Source organism: Marivirga tractuosa (assembly GCF_042140215.1).
Taxonomy (GTDB): Bacteria; Bacteroidota; Bacteroidia; order Cytophagales; family Cyclobacteriaceae; genus Marivirga; species Marivirga tractuosa_A.
The window spans coordinates 319,926-339,942 of record NZ_CP159478.1 but is presented as its reverse complement, the minus strand read 5'-3'; the positions used below and the strand labels follow the sequence as shown (position 1 = coordinate 339,942).

The following is a 20,017-nucleotide window of genomic DNA, read 5'->3' as shown; positions in this document are numbered from 1 at the left end:
TCTTTTTAATCTTTTTTCTACTATATAATAAAGCTTGTACGCAGGCGTCTTTGACGCAAAAAATGTCTCGCATAACCTGTCCCGCACTGTAAGTCGGGAGGCGCGGAGTCGCAAAGTTATCGCAGAGGAAATTTTTGTTATCTTTATTGAAGTTCAGTTCAAAAGACAGCGAGGACTTGACATTAAATTAATATGCTTTACAAAATATTTTAATATCGATGGGATTATCAACTTATTTGAAATCAAAACAATAAAATTTTAGTGTCTTTTATTACTAAATCTAAATTGATAATATCAAGACCATCGCAAATTCCTTCTATCACAATCATCTGACCAGGACTTAAATTTGTAATCATATTCTCTTCTGAAATAATACAACTAACTCGTCCTTGAGCATCCCCCTCAAGATAAATATAAATGTCTCCAAGTGTAACACCTACAGATTGAACTCGGCCTTTAACACTTATTTTTTTATCTTTAAAATTTTTATTAGCCGTTAACTCATTGCCTCTAAAAAGTCTAATTAATTTTTTTGATGAATATGCATTAGATATAATGTCATTTCTTTCTTTTTCACTTTTTGCTTCTTCCTCTCTTTTTTTCCTTTCTTCTTCCCTTTTTCTCCTCTGTTCCTCTATCCTTTCATCCTCAATACGCTGTCTCCGCTTCTTTTCATCTTCTATTCTTTTTGCTTTAATTTCTGCCTGCAAATTTGCTTTTGTTCTTTTAAGTTTCCAATTATTAACATATGGTTTAAGGGTAGAAATATCCTCGTATGTAACCGTATCAGTCTTATCATTATTTAATTTAATGATTGCCTTAACATCTATCACATTCCCTTTTTTATCAAATGTTAAGATTGGTATATATGATTTAAATTGCCCAATTGGATTTTTACTAAGATATTTACCAGTCTCTATATATTCTAATGCATTTAAGTAAACACGGCAATTGCCTTCAGATAATTTATTTGATTCATGTTTAAAGTTTGATAAAAGGTTCTTAGTGATTTGACTTGTCTCATTTTCAAGCTTCCCAATAAGGAAATAATTATTCCACAATTCATTGTTTGTTTCATTGGCTTGTATTGAATCTAAAAAAGATTTTATAATCTCATTTTTTTTATAGTTGTATTGATTACAAAAAGTTTCTTCATTAGTACTACATGAAGTGAAAATGACAATTGATAGAATAAATTTTATTAGAATTTTCATGCTTATATATACAACAAGTACGGCAGCTGTTTTACAGCCTTTCAATTTTAAATTAGTTATCAAGTTAATAAATATCTGCAATATCTAAAATCCAGATTTGATTCTACTTCATTATTAAATCGCTCGCTTATATGATTTTCTACTTCGATAATTTCTTTTTTATGCTTCGAATTATTCCTCCCAAAACAGGAATGTTTTCATAGAACAGCTCTCCCGCATCAAAGTAATCTCTTTGGCTGATAATTTTATCTTCAATTATCAGAACCGAAATACCAGATGCTTTCACATTTTTCTTCGGTCTTTTTAGTTTCAAACCCATATTCCAACTTAAAAATACTTTGTTTTCAACCATCGATTCATCTGTAAAATAAAATGAGCCTTCAATCAGATTCTCATTTAGTTTATTGAAGTATTTTTTGAGGTTTTCAATTCCTTCTATTTCGTGAATTGGGTCTTTGAAGATTATGTTTTTAGAATAGATGTCGTTTAAAATAGATTGGTTGGTGAAATCTATTGGAGAAAAATAATGCTTAAATTTTTCAAGGGTTGTAGTTTTCATGATTAAATAGTTGGTTAGATATACAATAAATGATAATTGTACATAAGTAAATCTAACCAAAAAACCATTTACTTTAAAATGCAAAAAAATAGCGTCAGTTTCCCAACGCTATTTTCAAAAGTCTAAAATCTTTTATCTTTAAATCTTAAATCTACTTACGGCTATAATTCGGTGCTTCTCTCGTTACATGCACATCGTGCGGATGACTTTCAGCAACACCGGCAGCAGTGATTTTTACGAATTTCGCTTCTTTCAATTGCTCAAGGTTTCCTGCTCCGCAATATCCCATACCAGCTTTTAGTCCACCTATCATTTGGTGCAATACTTCCGAAACCAAGCCTTTGAATGGAACTCTACCTGTAATGCCTTCAGGAACCAATTTTTTGATATCATCTTCAGCATCCTGGAAGTAACGATCTTTACTACCCATATTCATGGCTTCAATAGACCCCATACCTCGATAAGATTTGAATTTTCTTCCTTCAAATAAAATCATTTCGCCTGGTGCTTCTTCAGTTCCTGCTAAAAGCGAACCAATCATTACGCTATCGGCTCCACCAGCTAAGGCTTTCACTATATCTCCTGAAAAACGAATACCGCCATCGGCAATAATTGGAACTCCAGTATCTTTTATGGCTTTATAAGTTTCATAAACTGCAGATAATTGTGGAGCACCTACTCCGGCAACTACTCTGGTCGTACAAATACTTCCCGGGCCAACGCCAACTTTCACAGCATCTGCGCCAGCCGCTACTAAAGCTTTGGCTGCTTCTGGTGTAGCAATATTTCCCACTATCATTTCCAAGTCTGGGTAGGCTTTTTTAATTCTGGTTGCGGCATCAATCACGCCCTTGCTATGCCCGTGAGCAGTATCAATGGTCACCACGTCCACTCCGGCCTTCACTAGAGCATCGATACGTTCTTCAATATCTCCTGTAACCCCAACTGCTGCACCTACTCTCAGCCTTCCGTATTCGTCTTTGCAAGCATTGGGTTTATCTTTTTTCTTCAGAATATCTTTATAAGTGATCAAACCCATTAAAATACCTGACTTATTAATAATCGGTAATTTTTCGATTTTATGTTCTTGCAAGACTCCTTCGGCACCTTCTAAATTTATACCTTCTTCAGCTGTGATTAGTTTTCCGCTGGTCATTACTTTCTCAACCGATACTTTACCGTCCTTTTGAAATCTTAAATCACGGTTAGTGACAATGCCTACTAATTTTTTGTTGGAATCAACAACCGGAATACCTCCGATTTTATTTTCCCTCATGATTTTTAGTGCATCACCAACGGTGCTTTCGATATGCAAAGTGATGGGATCTAAAATCATCCCACTTTGAGAACGCTTCACTTTTCTAACCTCCATAGCCTGTTGCTCGATGGTCATGTTTTTATGAATAAATCCAAGACCACCTTCTAATGCAATAGCAATAGCTAAATGATGTTCCGTTACGGTATCCATAGCTGAGGAAACCAAAGGAATATTAAGCGTTATATTTCTAGTTAATTTTGTGGAAGTGTCAGTGTCTCTCGGTAAAACTTCTGAATATCCTGGAAGCAATAATACGTCATCGTATGTTAAAGCTTCGTAAACGAATTTGGATGTGTCTAAGCTCATAATGCAAATAATTTGCTGTTATTATTTGCAGGGCAAAAGTACGAAGATAGTTCCATTATTGGAAATTTATTGCTAATATTATTTTGTTAACAGTTCATAAATAATTTCTATATGAGTTTACCATTGCTACTACTTTTATCTGCTGTTATTTTAATAAGTGCATATTTCACTTATGGCCGGTTTATCAGTAAAAAATTTGATATTAAAAATGATAAACCCACACCTGCTCATGCTCAAGCAGATGGGGTGGATTATGTACCATCGAATAAGCTGGTGGTTTTGGGTCATCATTTTGCCTCTATTGCAGGTGCCGGCCAATAGTTGCAGATTATAGCCGTAACTTTTGGCTGGATTCCTGCTGTTATTTGGATTTTGATTGGCGGAATTTTTATAGGAGCTGTACATGATGTTGGAAGTATGGTTGCTTCATTGCGACACAAAGGGAAGTCCATAGGCGTCATTATCCACCAATATATCGGAAGAAGTGGCAAAAGACTTTTTTTGATCTTCAGTTTTTCCACCTTAATTCTCATCATTGCTGTTTTTGCGGATATCATTGCAAAAACTTTTGTGAAAAATCCCGGAGTGGCTTCTACTTCCGCTCTATTCATTTTGCTTGCTGTTGTCTTTGGATTTTTCAATAGAAAATTAGCTCACAAAAAATCTGCTTTCTTATGGCTTTCCATCGTAGGCGTTTTCTTGATGTATTACTTTGTGATATTGGGAAATAACATTCCATTTGAATTAAATTATGTTTTTTGGGTGGGGCTTTTATTGGCTTATGCATTTGTGGCATCGGTTACTCCTATGTCGGTTTTATTGCAGCCGAGAGATTATCTCAGTAGTTTTTTATTGTATGGTTTAATTTTGTTGGCAATTGTCGGGGTTTTTGTAGCCAATCCGGAAGTAAAAATGGATAACAATATCATTTTCAAAAGTGAAGATATTGGGTATTTATTCCCTGTGCTTTTTATAACGGTTGCATGCGGGGCAATCAGCGGATTTCATTCTTTGGTAGCATCGGGCACTACATCAAAACAGCTCGATAAAGAAACCGATGCAAAAGTTGTGGGATATGGCGGCATGTTGATTGAATCTTTTTTAGCCATTATTTCTGTTTGTGCTGTGATGGTGATCAGTCGAACGGATTATGTGGGAAGTTTATCTGCTGATGGACCCGTGAATATGTTTGCTGATGGAATGGGCTTTGTGATTTCTTCATTGGGAATTGAAGAAGGCCTAGCCGTAAATTTTGTGGCCTTAACCATTTCAGCATTTGCCTTAACTACTTTAGATACTTGCACTCGTTTGGCGAGATTTACTTTTCAAGAATTTTTTGAGGAAACTGAAAATCCAAAAGTTCGAAGCGTAACTCAAAATAGGTTTTTATCCACCACAGTGGTGGTCATTTTATCATCACTTTTTTTATTATCAGGTGAGTTCACCACACTTTGGCCCATTTTCGGATCTGCAAATCAATTGCTGGCAGCTTTAGCATTATTAGCCGTGGCAGTCTGGATGATAAAATCAGGCAAGAAAGCCGGCTTTTTATTAATCCCAATGTTTTTCATGTTTGTGGTAACGCTGAGTTCATTGTTTCTTCTGGCTTTTCAGAATTTTGAAAAAGGAATTTATAGCATTTCTATAATTGCAGGATTATTGTTTGTACTGGCGATTGTATTATTAGTTTTAGCTAAAAGGTGTTTGAAGAAGGAGGATGAGGTCATAAAAGTTTAGCCATTAAAGCATTCCATTTTCATTGATGATTTCATCAGGAATTTCCTGACCCAAGTCCCAAAGCTCCACGATTTTTTGAGATTGAAATTTAAAAATATGCACCAACACAAAGCCTGAATCACTAGGGTTTTGCTTAACATGGGAATGCACTGCTACTAAATCTTCAGCTGCTATAGCCCTTAAAATTTTCAGCTCCTTTTCTGGATTGTTTTGTGCATCCTCTAGCATGGCATTCATTAGAGATTTAGCATCTCCCTTGAAATAAGGATTATGATGTTTGAAACCTTCTGCCACATAGTTTTTGAAGGCTTCTTGCACTTTTCCTTCGCCTATCATTTCTAAAAAGTCTATCGCTATTTGTTTTACAGTGTTCATAGTAATTAACTTTTCGACATTTTAAAGCAATACACATCGGGTTAAATATAGTCTTTTTTTTCTCCTTCCAGAATAGTCTATGGAAATAAACCAAGGAGTAAAAAAAGTCCCACCTATTGACAGGCAGGACTTGAAATAAAAAATCTAAACTCTCCACTCTTTTACTATTTTATTTATTCTTCAAAAACAGTAATGATAGTCCAGTTATAATCGTTTTCCAAAACTGAAAATTTCGTCCAGGCATCCGCTGATGGTGGCCCAATGGTGGTTTCTGTACCCCAAGGGTAGTCATTGATACTTATCACTCCATCAGTTCTACCACTTGCAATTACGGAATTATAAATAGGATTAATAATTTCATCTAGGTTTGTGGTTGATATTTGAACACACCCTTCTATTAATAATGTTTTGATTACATTATTATCTTTGAAAATAATTTTTTCCAGTTCAGCATTATTCGCAACATTAACATCTTTAAGCTTTGAATTTTTTGAAAAGTCCAAAACCTTTGGACTCATATTTGGCCCATTGAATCCATTTCGGAAGCTTTCTAAATTTGGTAAATGAATTAGGGTGATTTCTTTAATAGGCCCTGATCCATAATAGGAATAGAAGTCTGTAATCTTATCAATATCACCTGTAATACTGACAAAGTACTCCGAATTATCTCCATATTTATGAGCAAATTCATTTGAATATACATCAGATGGTATGTCGGATTCAATATGACCATCGCCCCAATCAACAGTGATTTCTCCCTCATAGGAAAGGCTAAATTGAAAATCAAACTCAGCCTCATCGTCCCCATATGTATAAGGTAAAGCAGTAAAAGTTAATGCCGGCTCTAGTTGGATGTTAATCAAACCATTTTCATGGGTCTCAAATAAACTTTCAATGGTAAATGTTTCACTATACCTAGCGAAGCCTTTTTTAGTAATCACTAAAGTAAACTCTTCATTTCCAATATTTGAAAGAGCCACAGTGTTTATAGTGGGTTTTACCGTAAAACGTTTGATTGTGTCTTCATTTTGAATGATTATTCCTTTTGCATGAGTTAAACTATTTCCACTTGCATCGAATTTGAAAACATTTAAAAAGAAAAAGTCTATAACTGTAAATGGAAAAGAGATGTAGCCGATATCCTCAGGAAGAAGCAATGAAACGTTTATCACCTCTAGTGGTAACTGAATGGAACTATTTTCCTCTATCTCAAAATACAGTGGTAGAGATTTACTCACTAAATCAGCCATGGGTGAGCCTGAAATTGGTGTTGCATAAAGTACTTCATCATCAGGACTGATGACCAAGAACTCTGTTAAAAAGTACTCCCCTACGTTCAATTCAAGGGGTTCACTCACAAAATTACCATTGAATGATAAAATATCTACAGTTTCGTCTTCAAGCACAGGTTCACCTTCTAATGTTTCAATGCTGATCTGTAAATAGGAACCAGCCGGTACGGCTAGGACTTGGCGTGACTGACCGTTTTCATTGCTTAGGGATAAGTTAAAATTAACTTTACCGCTTTGGTCATCTTTTACATTTTCTGTTTCAGGGCTGCAACTAAATAATAGCAGGGTGCCCAAGAATACTAGGGTTGATAGTGTTTTCATATTATTTTAAATTTGGTTCACATAAATATAACTAAAAAATAATATTTTATACACCTGTAAAAAAATAATATTTTATATTTTTCATTTTAGTAATTATAAGATTTTGAATCTCCATAGAGATAAGGGCAACGATTTGTGAAATATTCTTCTACTTTACCTATTCCTACCAATTTTAAAAAGTGATAGGCTATTTGTTATTCAAGATTGATTATTGTAAAGGTTTAATTATTATTAGCATGATTAATTTGACTGAATAATATTTCAGCTGAAATTTGAGCTTATTAATATCATCTGTTTTCATTTTTTGTAACTTCCGATATGGAAAACCAAAAACACCTTTTTAATCTACCAGATAATATCCACTATCTGAACGGGGCTTATATGTCGCCTAATTTAAAAGCTGTTGAACAGGCAGGGATTGCAGGAGTGATGAGGAAAACTGACCCAACATCTATAAAGGAAACAGATTTTTTTCAGCCCGCTGAAGAAGTAAAATCGCTTTTTGGAAAATTGATAAGCGCGCCCTCTAAACAAATAGCCCTTATACCTTCAGCTTCTTATGGTTTAATGAATGCCATTCGAAATGTACCCATAAAGAAGGGACAGCATGCCATTACAGTAAATGAAGAATTCCCCAGCGATCATTTGACATTAAGGAAATTCTGTCAAGATAATCAAGCAGAATTAATAGTGATAAAGCCACCTGAAACCATTTTGGGCAGAACTCAGGAATGGACGGAAAAAATCATCAACAGCATTAATGAAGAAACAGCAGTAGTAGTGATGTCCTCTATTCATTGGATGGAGGGATTGAAGTTTGATTTGAAAGCAATAGGCGAAAAATGCCGTGCCACCAATACTTTTTTCATAGTGGATGGTACCCAATCTGTAGGCGCCCTGCCAATGGATGTGGAAGCTTTTAAAATTGATGCTTTGATTTGTGCTTCCTACAAATGGCTTTTAGGCCCCTATTCATCTGGTTTAGCATATTACAGTGAAAAATTTAATGATGGCGAGCCTATCGAATATTCTTGGATGACCAGAAAGGATAGCCATGATTTCAGTAAACTCACCACATATCCAGAAGAATTTGGAGCAAATGCCATGCGCTATAATGTAGGTGAGTTTAGTAATTTCATTGCTTTGCCCATGATTAAATCTGCCTTAGAACAAATACTAGACTGGAAGCCCGAAAACATTCAAAATTATTGTTTTGAATTGCTCCAACCGCTTAGAAAATATTTGGAAGATAAAGGAATTGAAAAAGATGATGATAAATTGGTAAGTGCACATTTATATGGTTTATTCTTGCCTGAAAAGGTCAATTTAAATAATCTCCTCGATGACCTTAAAACCAATAATATTCATTTATCAGCAAGAGGAAGTTCCATTAGAATATCGCCTCATGTTTATAATAATGCTAAGGATATAAATGCATTGATTAAAGTTTTAGATCAGCATTTTTAATTTTGTTTCTCTAAAATTAAACGCTTTTAATTATCCTAATAATACTTATGGCAAAGCAATTAATCTATACAATCAAAGAAGGAAAATCCAGAGGGGCTAAGTATTGTTCTTTGCAAGAAAGAAGCCAACAGCAGGTAAGGGATAAACTTTACGAATGGGGTTTATATGGAGATGAAGTTGAAGAAGTGATTGCCTGGTTGATTTCAGAAGATTTTATTAATGAAGAGCGATTTGCACAAAGTTACGTGAGGGGACACTTTAACTTAAAAAAATGGGGTAGAATAAAAATCAAGCAAGGCTTAGAGCAAAAGAAAATTTCTGATTACTGCATTAAAATAGGAATGAAAGAGATTGATGATGAAGATTACTCCGCAACCATAAATTCTTTGCTTGAAAAAAAATGGACAACCCTCAAAGAGTCTAATCTTTATATCAAAAAGCAGAAAGCTGTTCGCTATTTATTGCAAAAAGGCTATGAGTCAGACTTGGTATGGGAGGCGGTAAATAAGTTGGCTGGTTGAAGATTTGGCTAGTGTACAAGTTTCGAATTTTAAAAAAATTTACTGATGTTAGCCTACTAAATTAAATAACTATTTAGATTTTTAAGATGCAAGTGTTGTTCGGTTAAAGAAGCTCAAATTGTTGTTGGGCTGCAAACTTCAAATTGATTTTATAAATCATTTTGTTAAGCTGTTCTCGATCTAGTTTGTTTGCAAATTTACTTTCACAAGAATTAATTGTGCTAAAGGTAAAATTATAGATTTCTTTATAATATAATTTCCTCTCATCATCGACTTCAAGCATCTTTTCCAAACTTGCTAAAAGCTGTAACATTACCTTTACATCTTGTTGTCCATAATTTCTTATTGGGGTAAAGTTTTGAAAGAGAATATCTTCAAATGTAATTGGCATTAAATAAACACAGATATTTCCATCCTCATCTTTTATAAAGACTTGTTGCCTTATCAACATGAGTTGAATAAATAATTTGGCCAATAAATCTATTGCTCTTATTGCCGTTCCCGGATCATTTATTCCAGGGCTCAAAGCTTTCACGGCTATTTCTGATATTTGACCAAATCCAAATGAAAAATGATCGCTAATATGCTCTTCAGTATAAAGTGTAAAGCAAGCTAAAAGTGCTTGATTTTGTTCATCATCTAATTCTTTGTCAGTAAGTGCAAAAGGATAATGCTCAACCAGATAAGTGCCCGTTTGAATTTCCATTTTAACCTTTACACCATATTCAATACAAAAATCCTTTAAACTTTTAAAAGAAATCCTCTTTAAAAATCCTGATTTAGAGGCTTTTTGCTTATACCAATTATTAAAATTTGAATTTTGAACACTAGAAGAATTCTGATTCTCACTATCCTCTTCCGCAATATTTGATTCTTGTATGGCTTTATAAGTACTTTTTTTCAGATCATTCAAAATATTATCTACTTGAATTTTTTCTGAAATAGAATGGATAAAATACACAAATAGGCCTAAACAAATGAAGGATAGAATCATACTGATTAGGATTCCCAAAGAAGGTACTTGAAATTCTCTATCGGGAGCATCAATATTAACGATCAGCAATAAACTAAAAATGATAGTTCCTAAATATACGCCCAAAACCATTTGGTGAAAACGGTTGGAAATCAGACCTGGAAGTACTCTTGGTGATAATGTGGCAGTTGCTCTGTTCAAAACAACCATAACCATCGAAAAACTAAAAACCATTAAAGAAATAATGCTCCCGACTATTGTTCCCAGAATTAGTCTGGCATTATCTGAATTGTTAACTAATGAGATTGATAATTCTTTTTTAAGGTCGATCAGATATTCAGAGTACTCTACGTGAATAATAATTAATGAAAGAACGAGAAATACTATTGATAACAAAGTTGGATAAAATGCTATACTATTAATTACTTTTAGATATAGCTTTTGCAAATCTGCTATCCATTTTTTCATGATTTATTTTTATTAGAACCTGTAAATGAATCAAAATTTTTGATATTAATAGGTATTGGATTGTCTTCCTGATAAATTTTCAATTCAAAGATATCAGCCGGCATACCAAAACCATTTGCAATAAGTGCTTCTACAACTTCTTGCATCACCTTACTTTTTAGCCCGTAGATTGAGCCAAGAAAATCCTGAGTATTAATCCAGAAGAGAATCTTGAGGTTAATGGTGCTTGAAGCAAATTTCTCTATGATTACAAAGGGCTCTAAACCTTTTGCAGAAGTAATATTTTCCTGTGAATTCAGAGTGCTTAGGATAAGCTTGATTGCTTCACTAATGTTAATATTATAATCCATACCAATTATAAACTCATGACGCATCAAGCCGTCTTTTGTATAATTAGTCAACGGATTTTTTATTAATAAAGCATTGGGAACGTAAATATCACGTCCATCAAAAGTACGAATGTGGGTATTTCGAAGTGTCATTTCTTTCACTTTGCCAACCAAAGAATTCACCTCAATAATATCCCCACCGCTAAAAGGTCTGCTAAATGCTAAAAAGAAGCCAGCAAGAAAATTTTCTCCCAAATCTTTAAAGGCAAATCCTAAAATCAAAGCTGAGACTCCTGCCCCGGCAAGCAGACCTCCAGCAGCATTTCCCAAGCCCACCTGATTTAAGAAAACCACTATGCCTATGATTGAAAATATGAGTAAAACTGCCCTGCCAATGAAAACCAAAAGTATTCTATCCTGAACTTTTTTCTTCAAACGGTTTTCTATTAACCTTCTAATAAATACCCCAATAAAAATAAAAATCAACAATAGTGCGAAAGCTAGGGTGATTTCGGGGGTTTTTTCAAGGATGTTTTCCCAATAGGACTGAAAAGTGGAGATAAATCTTTCTTTCATTTGATTACAGTAACGAGCTTAAAAGGTAAAAGCTACATAAACCTTTTAAAAATATAAAACTGCTCAAATCGTAAAAACCAAAAATGATGTTATTGAGAAGTCTGAGTTATCTATGTAAAGCTCTATTCAAGACTAAGAATTATCTTTCCAATATGTTCACTGCTTTCCATTAATTCATGGGCTTTAGAAGCTTCTGCCAGAGGAAATATTTTATAAATAACAGGTTTGATCTCTTCTGTCTCAATTTTAGGCCATATATGCTTTTTAAGATTTTCAGCAATAGCTCCTTTAAATTCCGGAGAGCGAGCTCTTAAAGTAGAACCAGTAATAGTCAATCTTTTCACCATCACTTTTTTCATATTTATGGTGGATTCCGCATTTTTCATAGCATTGATAATCACCAATCTGCCCTCAGGATTTAAGATGTTAATATTTTTAGCGGTATAATCACCACCCACCATATCCAAAATCACATCTACCCCTTCTTTTTTTTCTTTTATGTATTTTTCAAAATCTTGCTCTTTATAATTGATAGCAAGATCAGCTCCCAGTTTAATTGCATAATCACATTTTTCTTGGGTTCCTGCTGTAGTAAAAATTTTCCCACCCATGCTTTTCACCATTTGAATAGCCGTTACGCCAATGCCAGAAGTACCGCCATGCACTAAAAAGCTTTCGCCTTTTTGAAAATTACCTCTGTCAAACACATTTGACCAAACCGTGAAAAATGTTTCAGGTAAGGATGCGCCTTCTACAAAACTCAGTCCGTTGGGAATTGGTAAACACTGTACTGCCGGGGCGGTAACTTCTGATGCATAGCCTCCGCCTGCCACCAAAGCACAAACCTTATCGCCAACTTTCCATTGCGTCACATCATTTCCAACTTCCTTTATAACTCCAGCCACTTCCAATCCTGGGATATCATCAGGAGCACCTTCGGGAGCTGGATAACCACCCATTCTTTGGAACACATCGGGCCTGTTAACACCAGCAGCTTTTACCTCAATTAAAACTTCATTTGCCTTAACTTTTGGGCTGTCTCTTTTTTCTAATTGGAGTACTTTTGGACCGCCTGGTTTTTTGATTATGATTGCTTGCATATTTTTTTAGTTTTAGGTCGTAAGTTTTAGGTTTTAAGTAAATGTAATAAGAATAGAGTACAATGATAACTCACAATATATTTCAATTTTATTTCTAATTTTTTCACTCTATTTCTGGATCTGCGATAATGACCTTGTTTAGCAGAAATTAACAATTATCTGCTAAACAATTCCCCCCTTGGGGGTTAGGGGCTTTAGAAAGGATACCCTATCCCGAAATTCCAATTAATATTCTTTTGTCTCCAGCTTTTGTTACCAAATTCAAAATTATCTTGCCAGAAGAATCCATCAGGACCTGGCTTTCGAATTGGTGTGGCTACATCCAAACGGATTACAAAAAATTCAATGTCTACTCTTAGTCCAATACCAGAGCCTATTGCCACTTCATTAATCCAATTAGAGGTGAATTTACCATTTCTTCCGTCTTCATTACGAAGCCATACATTTCCTGCATCTGTGAAAACAGCCCCTTTCAAGAAGGAAACAAGCGGGAAACGATATTCCAGATTAGCTTCTATTTTTATATCTCCTGCCTGGTCAAAAAAGCTGGTTCCGTCTGTTATATCTTCTGTTTGATAATTACCTGGCCCCAAACTTCTGATACGAAAAGCCCGAACTGAGTTGGGACCTCCAGAAAAATATTGCTTTGAATATGGTAAACTAACTGAATTGCCATAAGGCAACCCAATACCAGCAAAAACTCGACTGACCAATCGGCTTTCTTTTCCTATATTTTGATAATTACGTAGGTCAAAATCGAAGCGGGAAAACTGTGCATAACTTTGTCCCCAGAATTTTTTGTTATCTCCTCTCACACCTCCAATATTTTGTGCTAGAGCCAAAGCATTTCCTGCAAAATCTGCATTAAAGGAGAAGTAAAAGCGATTACTTTTAATATTCCTCACAAGCTGACTCCACTGAAAACTGTAAGACATGCCCGGGATAAACTGTTGTTCAAAACTTCGAGCTAAAAATGGGTTTCCTTCCAATAATTCTAAAAAAGCATCACTTTCATTTCCTATATCAATATAATTGATGGAAACAGGATTTAGGTTGTGGGTGACAAAAATATTAGGATTCCATTCAAAACCATAAACCGCTAAAAAGGAATTGAGGTTAAACCACTGAGAGCGATTAAGCAAATCATAAGATAGTTTGAATTTGGTTTTCGGAATAGAATACCGGAATTTTTCCTCTATCGGAAATGGGGTTACCATTCTAGGAATTATTAATTCTGCTGCAACTCCTGTTTCAATACTATTTAAACCAGTCTCTATATCACCGCTATTAAGCTGCGCTTCATAGCCAATCTTGCTTGATAACCTTAGAGCTTCTCCACCTTTGAATAGGTTTCTATTTAAATATTCAAAATTCAAATTCGGACCCACAAAGTTATTGGATTTACTCACTGCTTGTAGTTCAGAACTGAAGGAACGTTTGCTCAGGGGTGATAAGTAAATATTAGCCGTTAATTGCCCTATGCCATTTTCCAGCAGACTATCTTCATGGTATCGAATGTTGACAAAGCGATAAGTTTTCAAGGAGTTTAACCTTTTGTTCGTGTATCGTTCCTTTTCAGGACTGTAGAGCTCTCCTTCCTTTATAAACAAATAAGGATAAAGTCGGTCCGAGCGAAAAAACTCCTCTGATTGAATAAATTCCACATCATTCAAAAGTGTAGTATCTGCACTTTTACCTCCTTCAGAAGTATCTAGTGAATATTTAGGGAACACATGAATTTCTTTAATTTCAAAAGGAACCAACACAAGCTCAGAGGCATTGTCCTTTATTCGAAGTTCCATTATAGCTTCATTCTGCTCTTCGGTGCTCAATGTATCTGCCTCAAAAATCAAATTGTTTGATGTGAAATAGTAATAGCCTTGCTTTTTAAGAAAATCAGAAATGTCTTTTCTCGTATCTTTAAGTTTTTGTAGGGAAAAAGGCTCGTTTTCTTTAATTGGAGTTTCTTCTTCCAAATAATATAAAATAAGACTGTCTACCTTTTGTTCACCTACTTTTTGGTAATGAATAGAATCAATATGCAATCTGTTGCCTGGATTTATTTCATATTCCACATAGCCTGTCTTTTTCTTTTCAACCACTTCATACTTAATCTTACTATTGAAATAACCTAAATTTTCCATTCGGTTTTTCATTAGCTTTTGTACAGTATTGATATTGACTTGATCAAGCAAAACTGCCTCTTCTCCTATCCTTTTATTTACCCATTTGGCATAAAACCCTGCTTTTTCTTTATTTACTTTTTGACTTGCCCATAAGCCTAAGCGCATACCGGCAAGTTTTTCATTTGGCTTCGGCTTATTAACTTCTTCTAAATCGCGTTCTAATTCTTTTTTATATTTAGAACTTTCCATTTCTTTTAGCTTGAGCTTTCCACCCTCATATAATCTCTCTCCTTCCTGCAAATTTTTAGTGGTATTGCAGGAATAAAAAAGCACTCCTAAAAAGCTAATCAATGCGATATGTACAAAAATCTTTCTCACTCTTCGTCCTCTTCTTCTGGTTTTTGCCAAAGCTCATTGAACTTTTCAAACTCTTTACTGAATTGAATGGCAATACCGGTAACTACCACTTGCCCATCAATTAATCCTTCATATTCATTTTTTCTGTAGCCGCGAAGTTTATAGCGTCCATCTTCAGTTAATAAATATTCCACCATTATGTTTCCGATGATATCAGTGGCTTCTTGCTGAGTTCTTTGTTGTCCTTCCAAATCAACTTGGCTGCCCACTTCCACTCTAAAGCGGTCATTGAATAAATTTTTACTTAGGCTTACATCAAGTTGAGTTCTATCTTCCGCTGTTCCGCTTTGGTAATCTTCATAAGAATTTAAGTCTAAATTTAGGTTTACGCCTTTCACATATTGGCTACTCAGTTTATTCAGTTGATTACTTAAAATCTGGCTTGCACTGTTTCTAGCAATCGATTCAGAATTAGGCACCTCCACTACTACTTCCACTAGGGAAAAATTGATTCAATACCAATAAAGAAAAAACTTGCTTATTCAACCGAGTTTCATTGGAATTAATGGATTGCACTTGTTGGTAAATATTGCCACCCAAGGCTCCACGGCTTGTTTCAGGCATATCCAAACCGAAAGAGATTTCAGGTTTACTCAAATCACCACCTACAAAAAGCTGAACGTAAAAAGGAAGTTTTTGTCGGTATTGGGTTTTCACTGATGAAGAAGCGGAAGAAATTTGGTCTTCCATTAAGGTATTCACGGGTGCTTCTGTTTTGTATAAAGCTGTAATATCCATAGTGGCTTCATAAGGGTCTCCAGACCAACTTATTCTTGAACCAGATTGAATTTCAAATTTGCGTTTGACTAAATCATATAAGCTTAATTGATAATAACCTTTATTTACTTCTACATTACCATTTAAACTGATAGCCCCATTTTTCCTCAAGATAAAATTCAAATCTGTATCACCCGAAACGGTTAAATAATCTCCTCTCTTTTCATCCACTATCACTTTAAAATTGGCATTCTTATCTGTATTGATAATGGCATTCATTTCCATTCCGTCAATATCAGCACTTCTTTGTAGTTCTGACTCTGATGAAGGAATAGTATCAGAGGCTTCATAAGGCTTTTTGAAATAAACAATTCCTTCTTGCTCTACTACATCCACCTGTGATTCAGGAATAATATAAACCAAATCCGTATTTTCATTTAACCCTACTTTTGCCTGCACTCTTGGTTGGTTCAGACTTCCCTTCAGATCAATATCTGCATTGAAAAATGCCTTCCCGAAAAATAAATCACTATTATCTTTAGTGGTGTTTAACAATTGAAAATTATCAGCAGTTAACCTTAAGTCAAACCTTGGATTGAGCAAGTCTTGGGTAGTTACTTTCCCATTCAGTTGCATTTTGCTTTGCTGCTCATCCAAAAGCGTGAAATTATTCAGCTTAATTTCCTCATTTTTCAAATTGATTACTTCATCCGGTAATTTATAAGCCAAATTTAAATACGGAAAGAAAAGGGAAGCATCCTGAAAATTCAATCTCCCATCATAAACGAAATCTTCTGTGTTTCCACTGAAATTAAAATGACCTGCCAAATTACCACTAGCTTCTTTAATCAAGCCTTCTGAAAAAGTAGTCAAAAAAGGTAAGGAAACGCTATCCATATCCAGTTCAAAATCAAACTCAGGGATTTCAGGATTATTATCAAACCATCCATTACTTCTTAAGCTTACTTCACCTTTAGAAGCCAAACTAAATTTATAGCGATTTTCAGATTCTTGTTCAGCATCTAAACTAAGGTTGCCAACCTCCTCATTATAAATACTTAAGCTGTCAATTTTAAGTGATGCAGAAAAAGCCATTAGGTTTTCTAGGTTTTCCAATACTATTCCACCTTTTATAATTCCCTTTACAAGGCTTTCCTCTGCATTGATGATGGCAAAGAAATTCTCAATTCTAAAGTTTTCAAAATTCAGTTGGAGAGAATTAATATTATCTTCCAAAGCTGTTTTTATTTCAAAAAGCTGCTTATTTCGTTCAAAAACCATGTTTTCAATCTGAATATTGGCAGTATCGATGTAAAGCCTGTTTTCAGGATGCATATTCCAGGGTTTCCCATTTAATATTAAATTTTCAGGCTTAAGTGACCAAAATAACGAGTCCTGTTTTCTTTCAGAAATGGCATCTACATGGAATAAGCTGTCGGCTTCGGCATCTTCAACAAATAAATTAAATAGTGCTTTCTCTGGAGTAATATCAGCTCTCAATTTAGTAGGGTAAATATTCAAATCACCAGAAGTAATTCTTTGAAATTTAGTATTAATGTGGAATTCATCTTCTGAATTGTTGACACTCAAACTCAGGCTATCCAAATCGATATCTTGAAAATGAAATTGTGGTATATCAAGATGAAAATTTACCAATTCTTCAGCACTATTGTAATCTCCCTTGGCACTGATTGGTTCGAAACTTATGTCAACAGGAAGGAAAGTCATCAGGCTTTGGCTTTCATCTGCTTGAAGTGAAAAAGTAAGCCGCATTGGATTATCTGTTGTGTCTACTTTAAAAAGTTTTGCCTTTTGCAGTTTAGAAGCATCCAAATCAGCAATCGCTAATCCATCAAATGGATGGTTCATGTTAAGGTCGAAAGCAATATTCTCCCAATTCAATTTAACACTTGCACTATCATCAGAATTATAAGCTTTTAAATCTAAAGGTGTGAATGATATACTTTCAGTCGGACTGGTCAAATTGGTTTCTGTCAGCCTTGCACTAAAAGATTGATGGAGACTGTCCATTTCGTAGTTTACTGCAGCTTTGGAAGATGCCCAAACGGCACTATCTGAAATATTGAGCGCCAATAAATCGAGTTGTTTAATATCAGCTTTCAAATTGATTTTTTGATGAAGGGAATCAATATTTCCAGATGCGTCTAAATCAAAATCCGCTATGGAATCTGAATAATTACTGCTGAATTCCAGCTGATTTTTTACCAAAGAAGCAGTCATATTGATTGAATCAAACTCATTCGCCATATAGCTGAAATTTCGAATACTAACTTCTGCTTTGGTATCCATTTCAGAAGGCTTTAAACCTTTTCCATTTATGGCAATGTCAATATTAGCGGTGTTGAAATTAAGACTGTCTTGCAACCATCTAGCTAATTCCAAATCCGTTAACCTTATATCAGCTTGATAGCTTTCGGGCTGGTTGGAATCGAAATTTCCTTTGACTTTTACTCGACTAATATCGTCTAGTTTAGCAGATATATTGGCTATTATTTTTCCGTTATTATAATTACCTTTTCCACTTAAATTCACTTTTTGTGGATAATAATCTGGATAATCTTTCGGCATGAAATATGGAAAATCAGAAACATTACTTTTTAGCTCTAAGCTTTCAAAAGAAGCCATTAGATTTTCTCCGTCTTGCCAGTTTTTGAGATTAGCATTTAAGGCTACTGAGGTTTTATTTCCATACAAAAGACGAAATTGTTGTAAGTTAATATCTTTGTCATCTCCTTTGATCTTTCCATAAAGCTTGGCAGGATGTTTTGAAAGTGCCATTAGACTGCTGTCTTTTTTCAGCTCAGGTGAAAAATAGAAAGCGTCTGTAATATTCAAAGTAGTAGGCAATTTTAAATCCAACTTGAATTGTGATTTATAAAAGCTCCCGACAAATAATGAATCGAAAGAAGCAAAATCAATGCTTGCATCAGTTTGCAAAATTGAGTTTTTGGTTTCTACTTTTAAATTCTCCAAAGAAGCTGAATTGGCATTGAAATTTACTCCACCACTTAGTTCTTTTAATTCAAAATTTTTGCTGTCTCTAGCAGAGAATCTTAAATTTTCTATGCCTAAATCCTCAGCTAGATATTTAGCATTTTTCAAATTGAGTTTGATGTCCTGAAACTGCAAATTATCAGGATTGAAACCTTTTGTTTCTTTAATTTTTCCCGTTGATTTTATGTTCAAATCAGTTAAATCAAAATTGAAAGTGTTGAGCTTTATTGTATATTTTGGAAATACAAAAGGAGCAGGATTACTATTGCTTTCTTCTTGAGTGGAATCCGATGATATTGGTAATCGCATTCTAAAATGGCTGATTTTATTATCAAATTTATCCAGTTCAATTTCATTTTTGGTTAAATCCACTTTGGCATTTCGAATATCCAATAAATTGATAAGCGAAGACATTTGAAGACTGTCAAAAAGGGTTTCGTATTTTAAATCAATTTCGTTTAAGCTTAGCTTTTGGACTTGAATTTTGGGTAAAGTGCTTTCGGTGGTGTCTTCTTCTGAAGGAGGGAAAGCTAAACCTTGCGAATAATTTGCTTTCACATTTTGAAGGACTAATTCTTCAACATCAAAATGTAAGCTGTCCAAATCAAAGGTATCAAATGAAAGCTCCAGTTCATCCAGTTTTAGATTGGTTTTCATTTCCACACTGATATCCTGAAAGTTTAAGTCAATATTTTCCAAAAGGATATGGCGTACATTAATGGTAGTGGCGGAAGTAGTATCGGTTTCTTTTTCAATGCTGGTAGAATCAGCATTTGCAAAAGCATCAATCAAAAATTGAAAATTGTAACTGCTATCTGCTGAATTATTATGGACTGCTCCTTTAATTCCTATTAGTTCTAAGTTTTTCACATCCACATTTCCATCTAAAAGTGGTTTCCAGGCCACATCTGCTAAAATGGAATTGGCATAAATTAAGGTATCTTGATTGCTATCTTCCGCATAAAGCCCTTCAATCTGCGCTGCTCCAAGGAAAGTGATATAAAGGCGATCTATTTCAAATTTGGTCTGCGTTTTCTCGCTTACAAAATTGGTGGCATAATTGGTGATTTTTTGTTGTACAACAGGCAATCTTAAGGAAAGTATAAAGATTACTAAGAGCAATAAAATGCTCCCTAAAATATATAATATGATTTTGCCTGTTTTCTTCAAATTAATTTCTAAAGCA

At 34.6% G+C, this 20,017-nt stretch carries 13 protein-coding genes and 1 pseudogene; 3 read left to right on the top strand and 11 right to left on the bottom strand.

What is annotated here, in order from left to right; all coding sequences use genetic code 11:
• Nucleotides 1–242: 242 nt before the first annotated feature.
• The 3 genes from ABWH96_RS01440 to guaB all read right to left on the bottom strand — a co-directional run bounded on the left by ABWH96_RS01440 (nucleotide 243) and on the right by guaB (nucleotide 3,397).
• Nucleotides 243–1,259 carry a hypothetical protein gene (locus tag ABWH96_RS01440; RefSeq protein ID WP_375579769.1) on the bottom strand — a complete coding sequence of 339 codons (1,017 nt, stop codon included), beginning with the start codon at nucleotides 1,257–1,259 and terminating at the stop codon, nucleotides 243–245.
• Nucleotides 1,260–1,353: 94 nt separating this feature from the next.
• Nucleotides 1,354–1,773, bottom strand: a complete 420-nt coding sequence (locus tag ABWH96_RS01435) for a nuclear transport factor 2 family protein (protein WP_375579768.1) — start codon at nucleotides 1,771–1,773, stop codon at nucleotides 1,354–1,356.
• Between the two features lie 151 nt (nucleotides 1,774–1,924).
• Nucleotides 1,925–3,397, bottom strand: coding sequence for an IMP dehydrogenase (guaB, locus tag ABWH96_RS01430; protein WP_375579767.1), 1,473 nt, complete (start codon nucleotides 3,395–3,397; stop codon nucleotides 1,925–1,927).
• Nucleotides 3,398–3,508: 111 nt separating this feature from the next.
• Here guaB and ABWH96_RS01425 point away from each other — a divergent pair.
• Nucleotides 3,509–5,134 (top strand): annotated as a pseudogene (locus tag ABWH96_RS01425) (carbon starvation protein A).
• A 3-nt stretch (nucleotides 5,135–5,137) separates the two neighbouring features.
• On the opposite strand, the gene ABWH96_RS01420 reads toward ABWH96_RS01425, so the two are convergent.
• Nucleotides 5,138–5,509, bottom strand: a complete 372-nt coding sequence (locus tag ABWH96_RS01420; protein ID WP_375579766.1) for a nuclear transport factor 2 family protein — start codon at nucleotides 5,507–5,509, stop codon at nucleotides 5,138–5,140.
• 173 nt (nucleotides 5,510–5,682) lie between these two features.
• Complete coding sequence (locus ABWH96_RS01415; RefSeq protein WP_375579765.1) at nucleotides 5,683–7,122, bottom strand: hypothetical protein; 1,440 nt, start codon at nucleotides 7,120–7,122, stop codon at nucleotides 5,683–5,685.
• A 318-nt stretch (nucleotides 7,123–7,440) separates the two neighbouring features.
• Here ABWH96_RS01415 and ABWH96_RS01410 point away from each other — a divergent pair, with 318 nt between their 5' ends.
• Nucleotides 7,441–8,589, top strand: a complete 1,149-nt coding sequence (locus ABWH96_RS01410; protein WP_375579764.1) for an aminotransferase class V-fold PLP-dependent enzyme — start codon at nucleotides 7,441–7,443, stop codon at nucleotides 8,587–8,589.
• 47 nt (nucleotides 8,590–8,636) lie between these two features.
• Entirely contained in the window at nucleotides 8,637–9,110 is a 474-nt protein-coding gene (locus ABWH96_RS01405; RefSeq protein WP_375579763.1) for a regulatory protein RecX, read from the top strand.
• Nucleotides 9,111–9,213: 103 nt separating this feature from the next.
• Here the strand turns inward: ABWH96_RS01405 and ABWH96_RS01400 are convergent, their stop codons facing one another.
• The 6 genes from ABWH96_RS01400 to ABWH96_RS01375 all read right to left on the bottom strand — a co-directional run bounded on the left by ABWH96_RS01400 (nucleotide 9,214) and on the right by ABWH96_RS01375 (nucleotide 20,001).
• Nucleotides 9,214–10,551 carry a DUF2254 domain-containing protein gene (locus tag ABWH96_RS01400; protein ID WP_375579762.1) on the bottom strand — a complete coding sequence of 446 codons (1,338 nt, stop codon included), beginning with the start codon at nucleotides 10,549–10,551 and terminating at the stop codon, nucleotides 9,214–9,216.
• Entirely contained in the window at nucleotides 10,548–11,456 is a 909-nt protein-coding gene (locus ABWH96_RS01395; protein ID WP_375579761.1) for a mechanosensitive ion channel family protein, read from the bottom strand. Before ABWH96_RS01395 ends, ABWH96_RS01400 begins: the two co-directional genes overlap by 4 nt.
• Nucleotides 11,457–11,578: 122 nt before the next feature.
• Entirely contained in the window at nucleotides 11,579–12,556 is a 978-nt protein-coding gene (locus tag ABWH96_RS01390; protein ID WP_375579760.1) for an NAD(P)H-quinone oxidoreductase, read from the bottom strand.
• 194 nt (nucleotides 12,557–12,750) lie between these two features.
• Nucleotides 12,751–15,090: a BamA/TamA family outer membrane protein gene (locus ABWH96_RS01385; protein WP_375579759.1), complete on the bottom strand. Its 2,340-nt coding sequence runs from the start codon at nucleotides 15,088–15,090 to the stop codon at nucleotides 12,751–12,753.
• A complete protein-coding gene (locus tag ABWH96_RS01380) occupies nucleotides 15,057–15,536 on the bottom strand; it encodes a translocation/assembly module TamB domain-containing protein (protein WP_375579758.1) in 480 nt (159 codons plus the stop codon). Before ABWH96_RS01380 ends, ABWH96_RS01385 begins: the two co-directional genes overlap by 34 nt.
• Nucleotides 15,511–20,001: a translocation/assembly module TamB domain-containing protein gene (locus ABWH96_RS01375; RefSeq protein ID WP_375579757.1), complete on the bottom strand. Its 4,491-nt coding sequence runs from the start codon at nucleotides 19,999–20,001 to the stop codon at nucleotides 15,511–15,513. Before ABWH96_RS01375 ends, ABWH96_RS01380 begins: the two co-directional genes overlap by 26 nt.
• Nucleotides 20,002–20,017: the final 16 nt, after the last annotated feature.

Excerpts from the sequence above, each read along its gene's own strand:
- ABWH96_RS01415 (WP_375579765.1), bottom strand. The coding sequence starts at position 7,122 with ATGAAAACACTATCAACCCTAGTATTCTTGGGCACCCTGCTATTATTT.
- ABWH96_RS01420 (WP_375579766.1), bottom strand. The coding sequence starts at position 5,509 with ATGAACACTGTAAAACAAATAGCGATAGACTTTTTAGAAATGATAGGC.
- ABWH96_RS01405 (WP_375579763.1), top strand. The coding sequence starts at position 8,637 with ATGGCAAAGCAATTAATCTATACAATCAAAGAAGGAAAATCCAGAGGG.
- ABWH96_RS01400 (WP_375579762.1), bottom strand. The coding sequence starts at position 10,551 with ATGAAAAAATGGATAGCAGATTTGCAAAAGCTATATCTAAAAGTAATT.
- ABWH96_RS01410 (WP_375579764.1), top strand. The coding sequence starts at position 7,441 with ATGGAAAACCAAAAACACCTTTTTAATCTACCAGATAATATCCACTAT.
- guaB (WP_375579767.1), bottom strand. The coding sequence starts at position 3,397 with ATGAGCTTAGACACATCCAAATTCGTTTACGAAGCTTTAACATACGAT.
- ABWH96_RS01435 (WP_375579768.1), bottom strand. The coding sequence starts at position 1,773 with ATGAAAACTACAACCCTTGAAAAATTTAAGCATTATTTTTCTCCAATA.
- ABWH96_RS01395 (WP_375579761.1), bottom strand. The coding sequence starts at position 11,456 with ATGAAAGAAAGATTTATCTCCACTTTTCAGTCCTATTGGGAAAACATC.
- ABWH96_RS01390 (WP_375579760.1), bottom strand. The coding sequence starts at position 12,556 with ATGCAAGCAATCATAATCAAAAAACCAGGCGGTCCAAAAGTACTCCAA.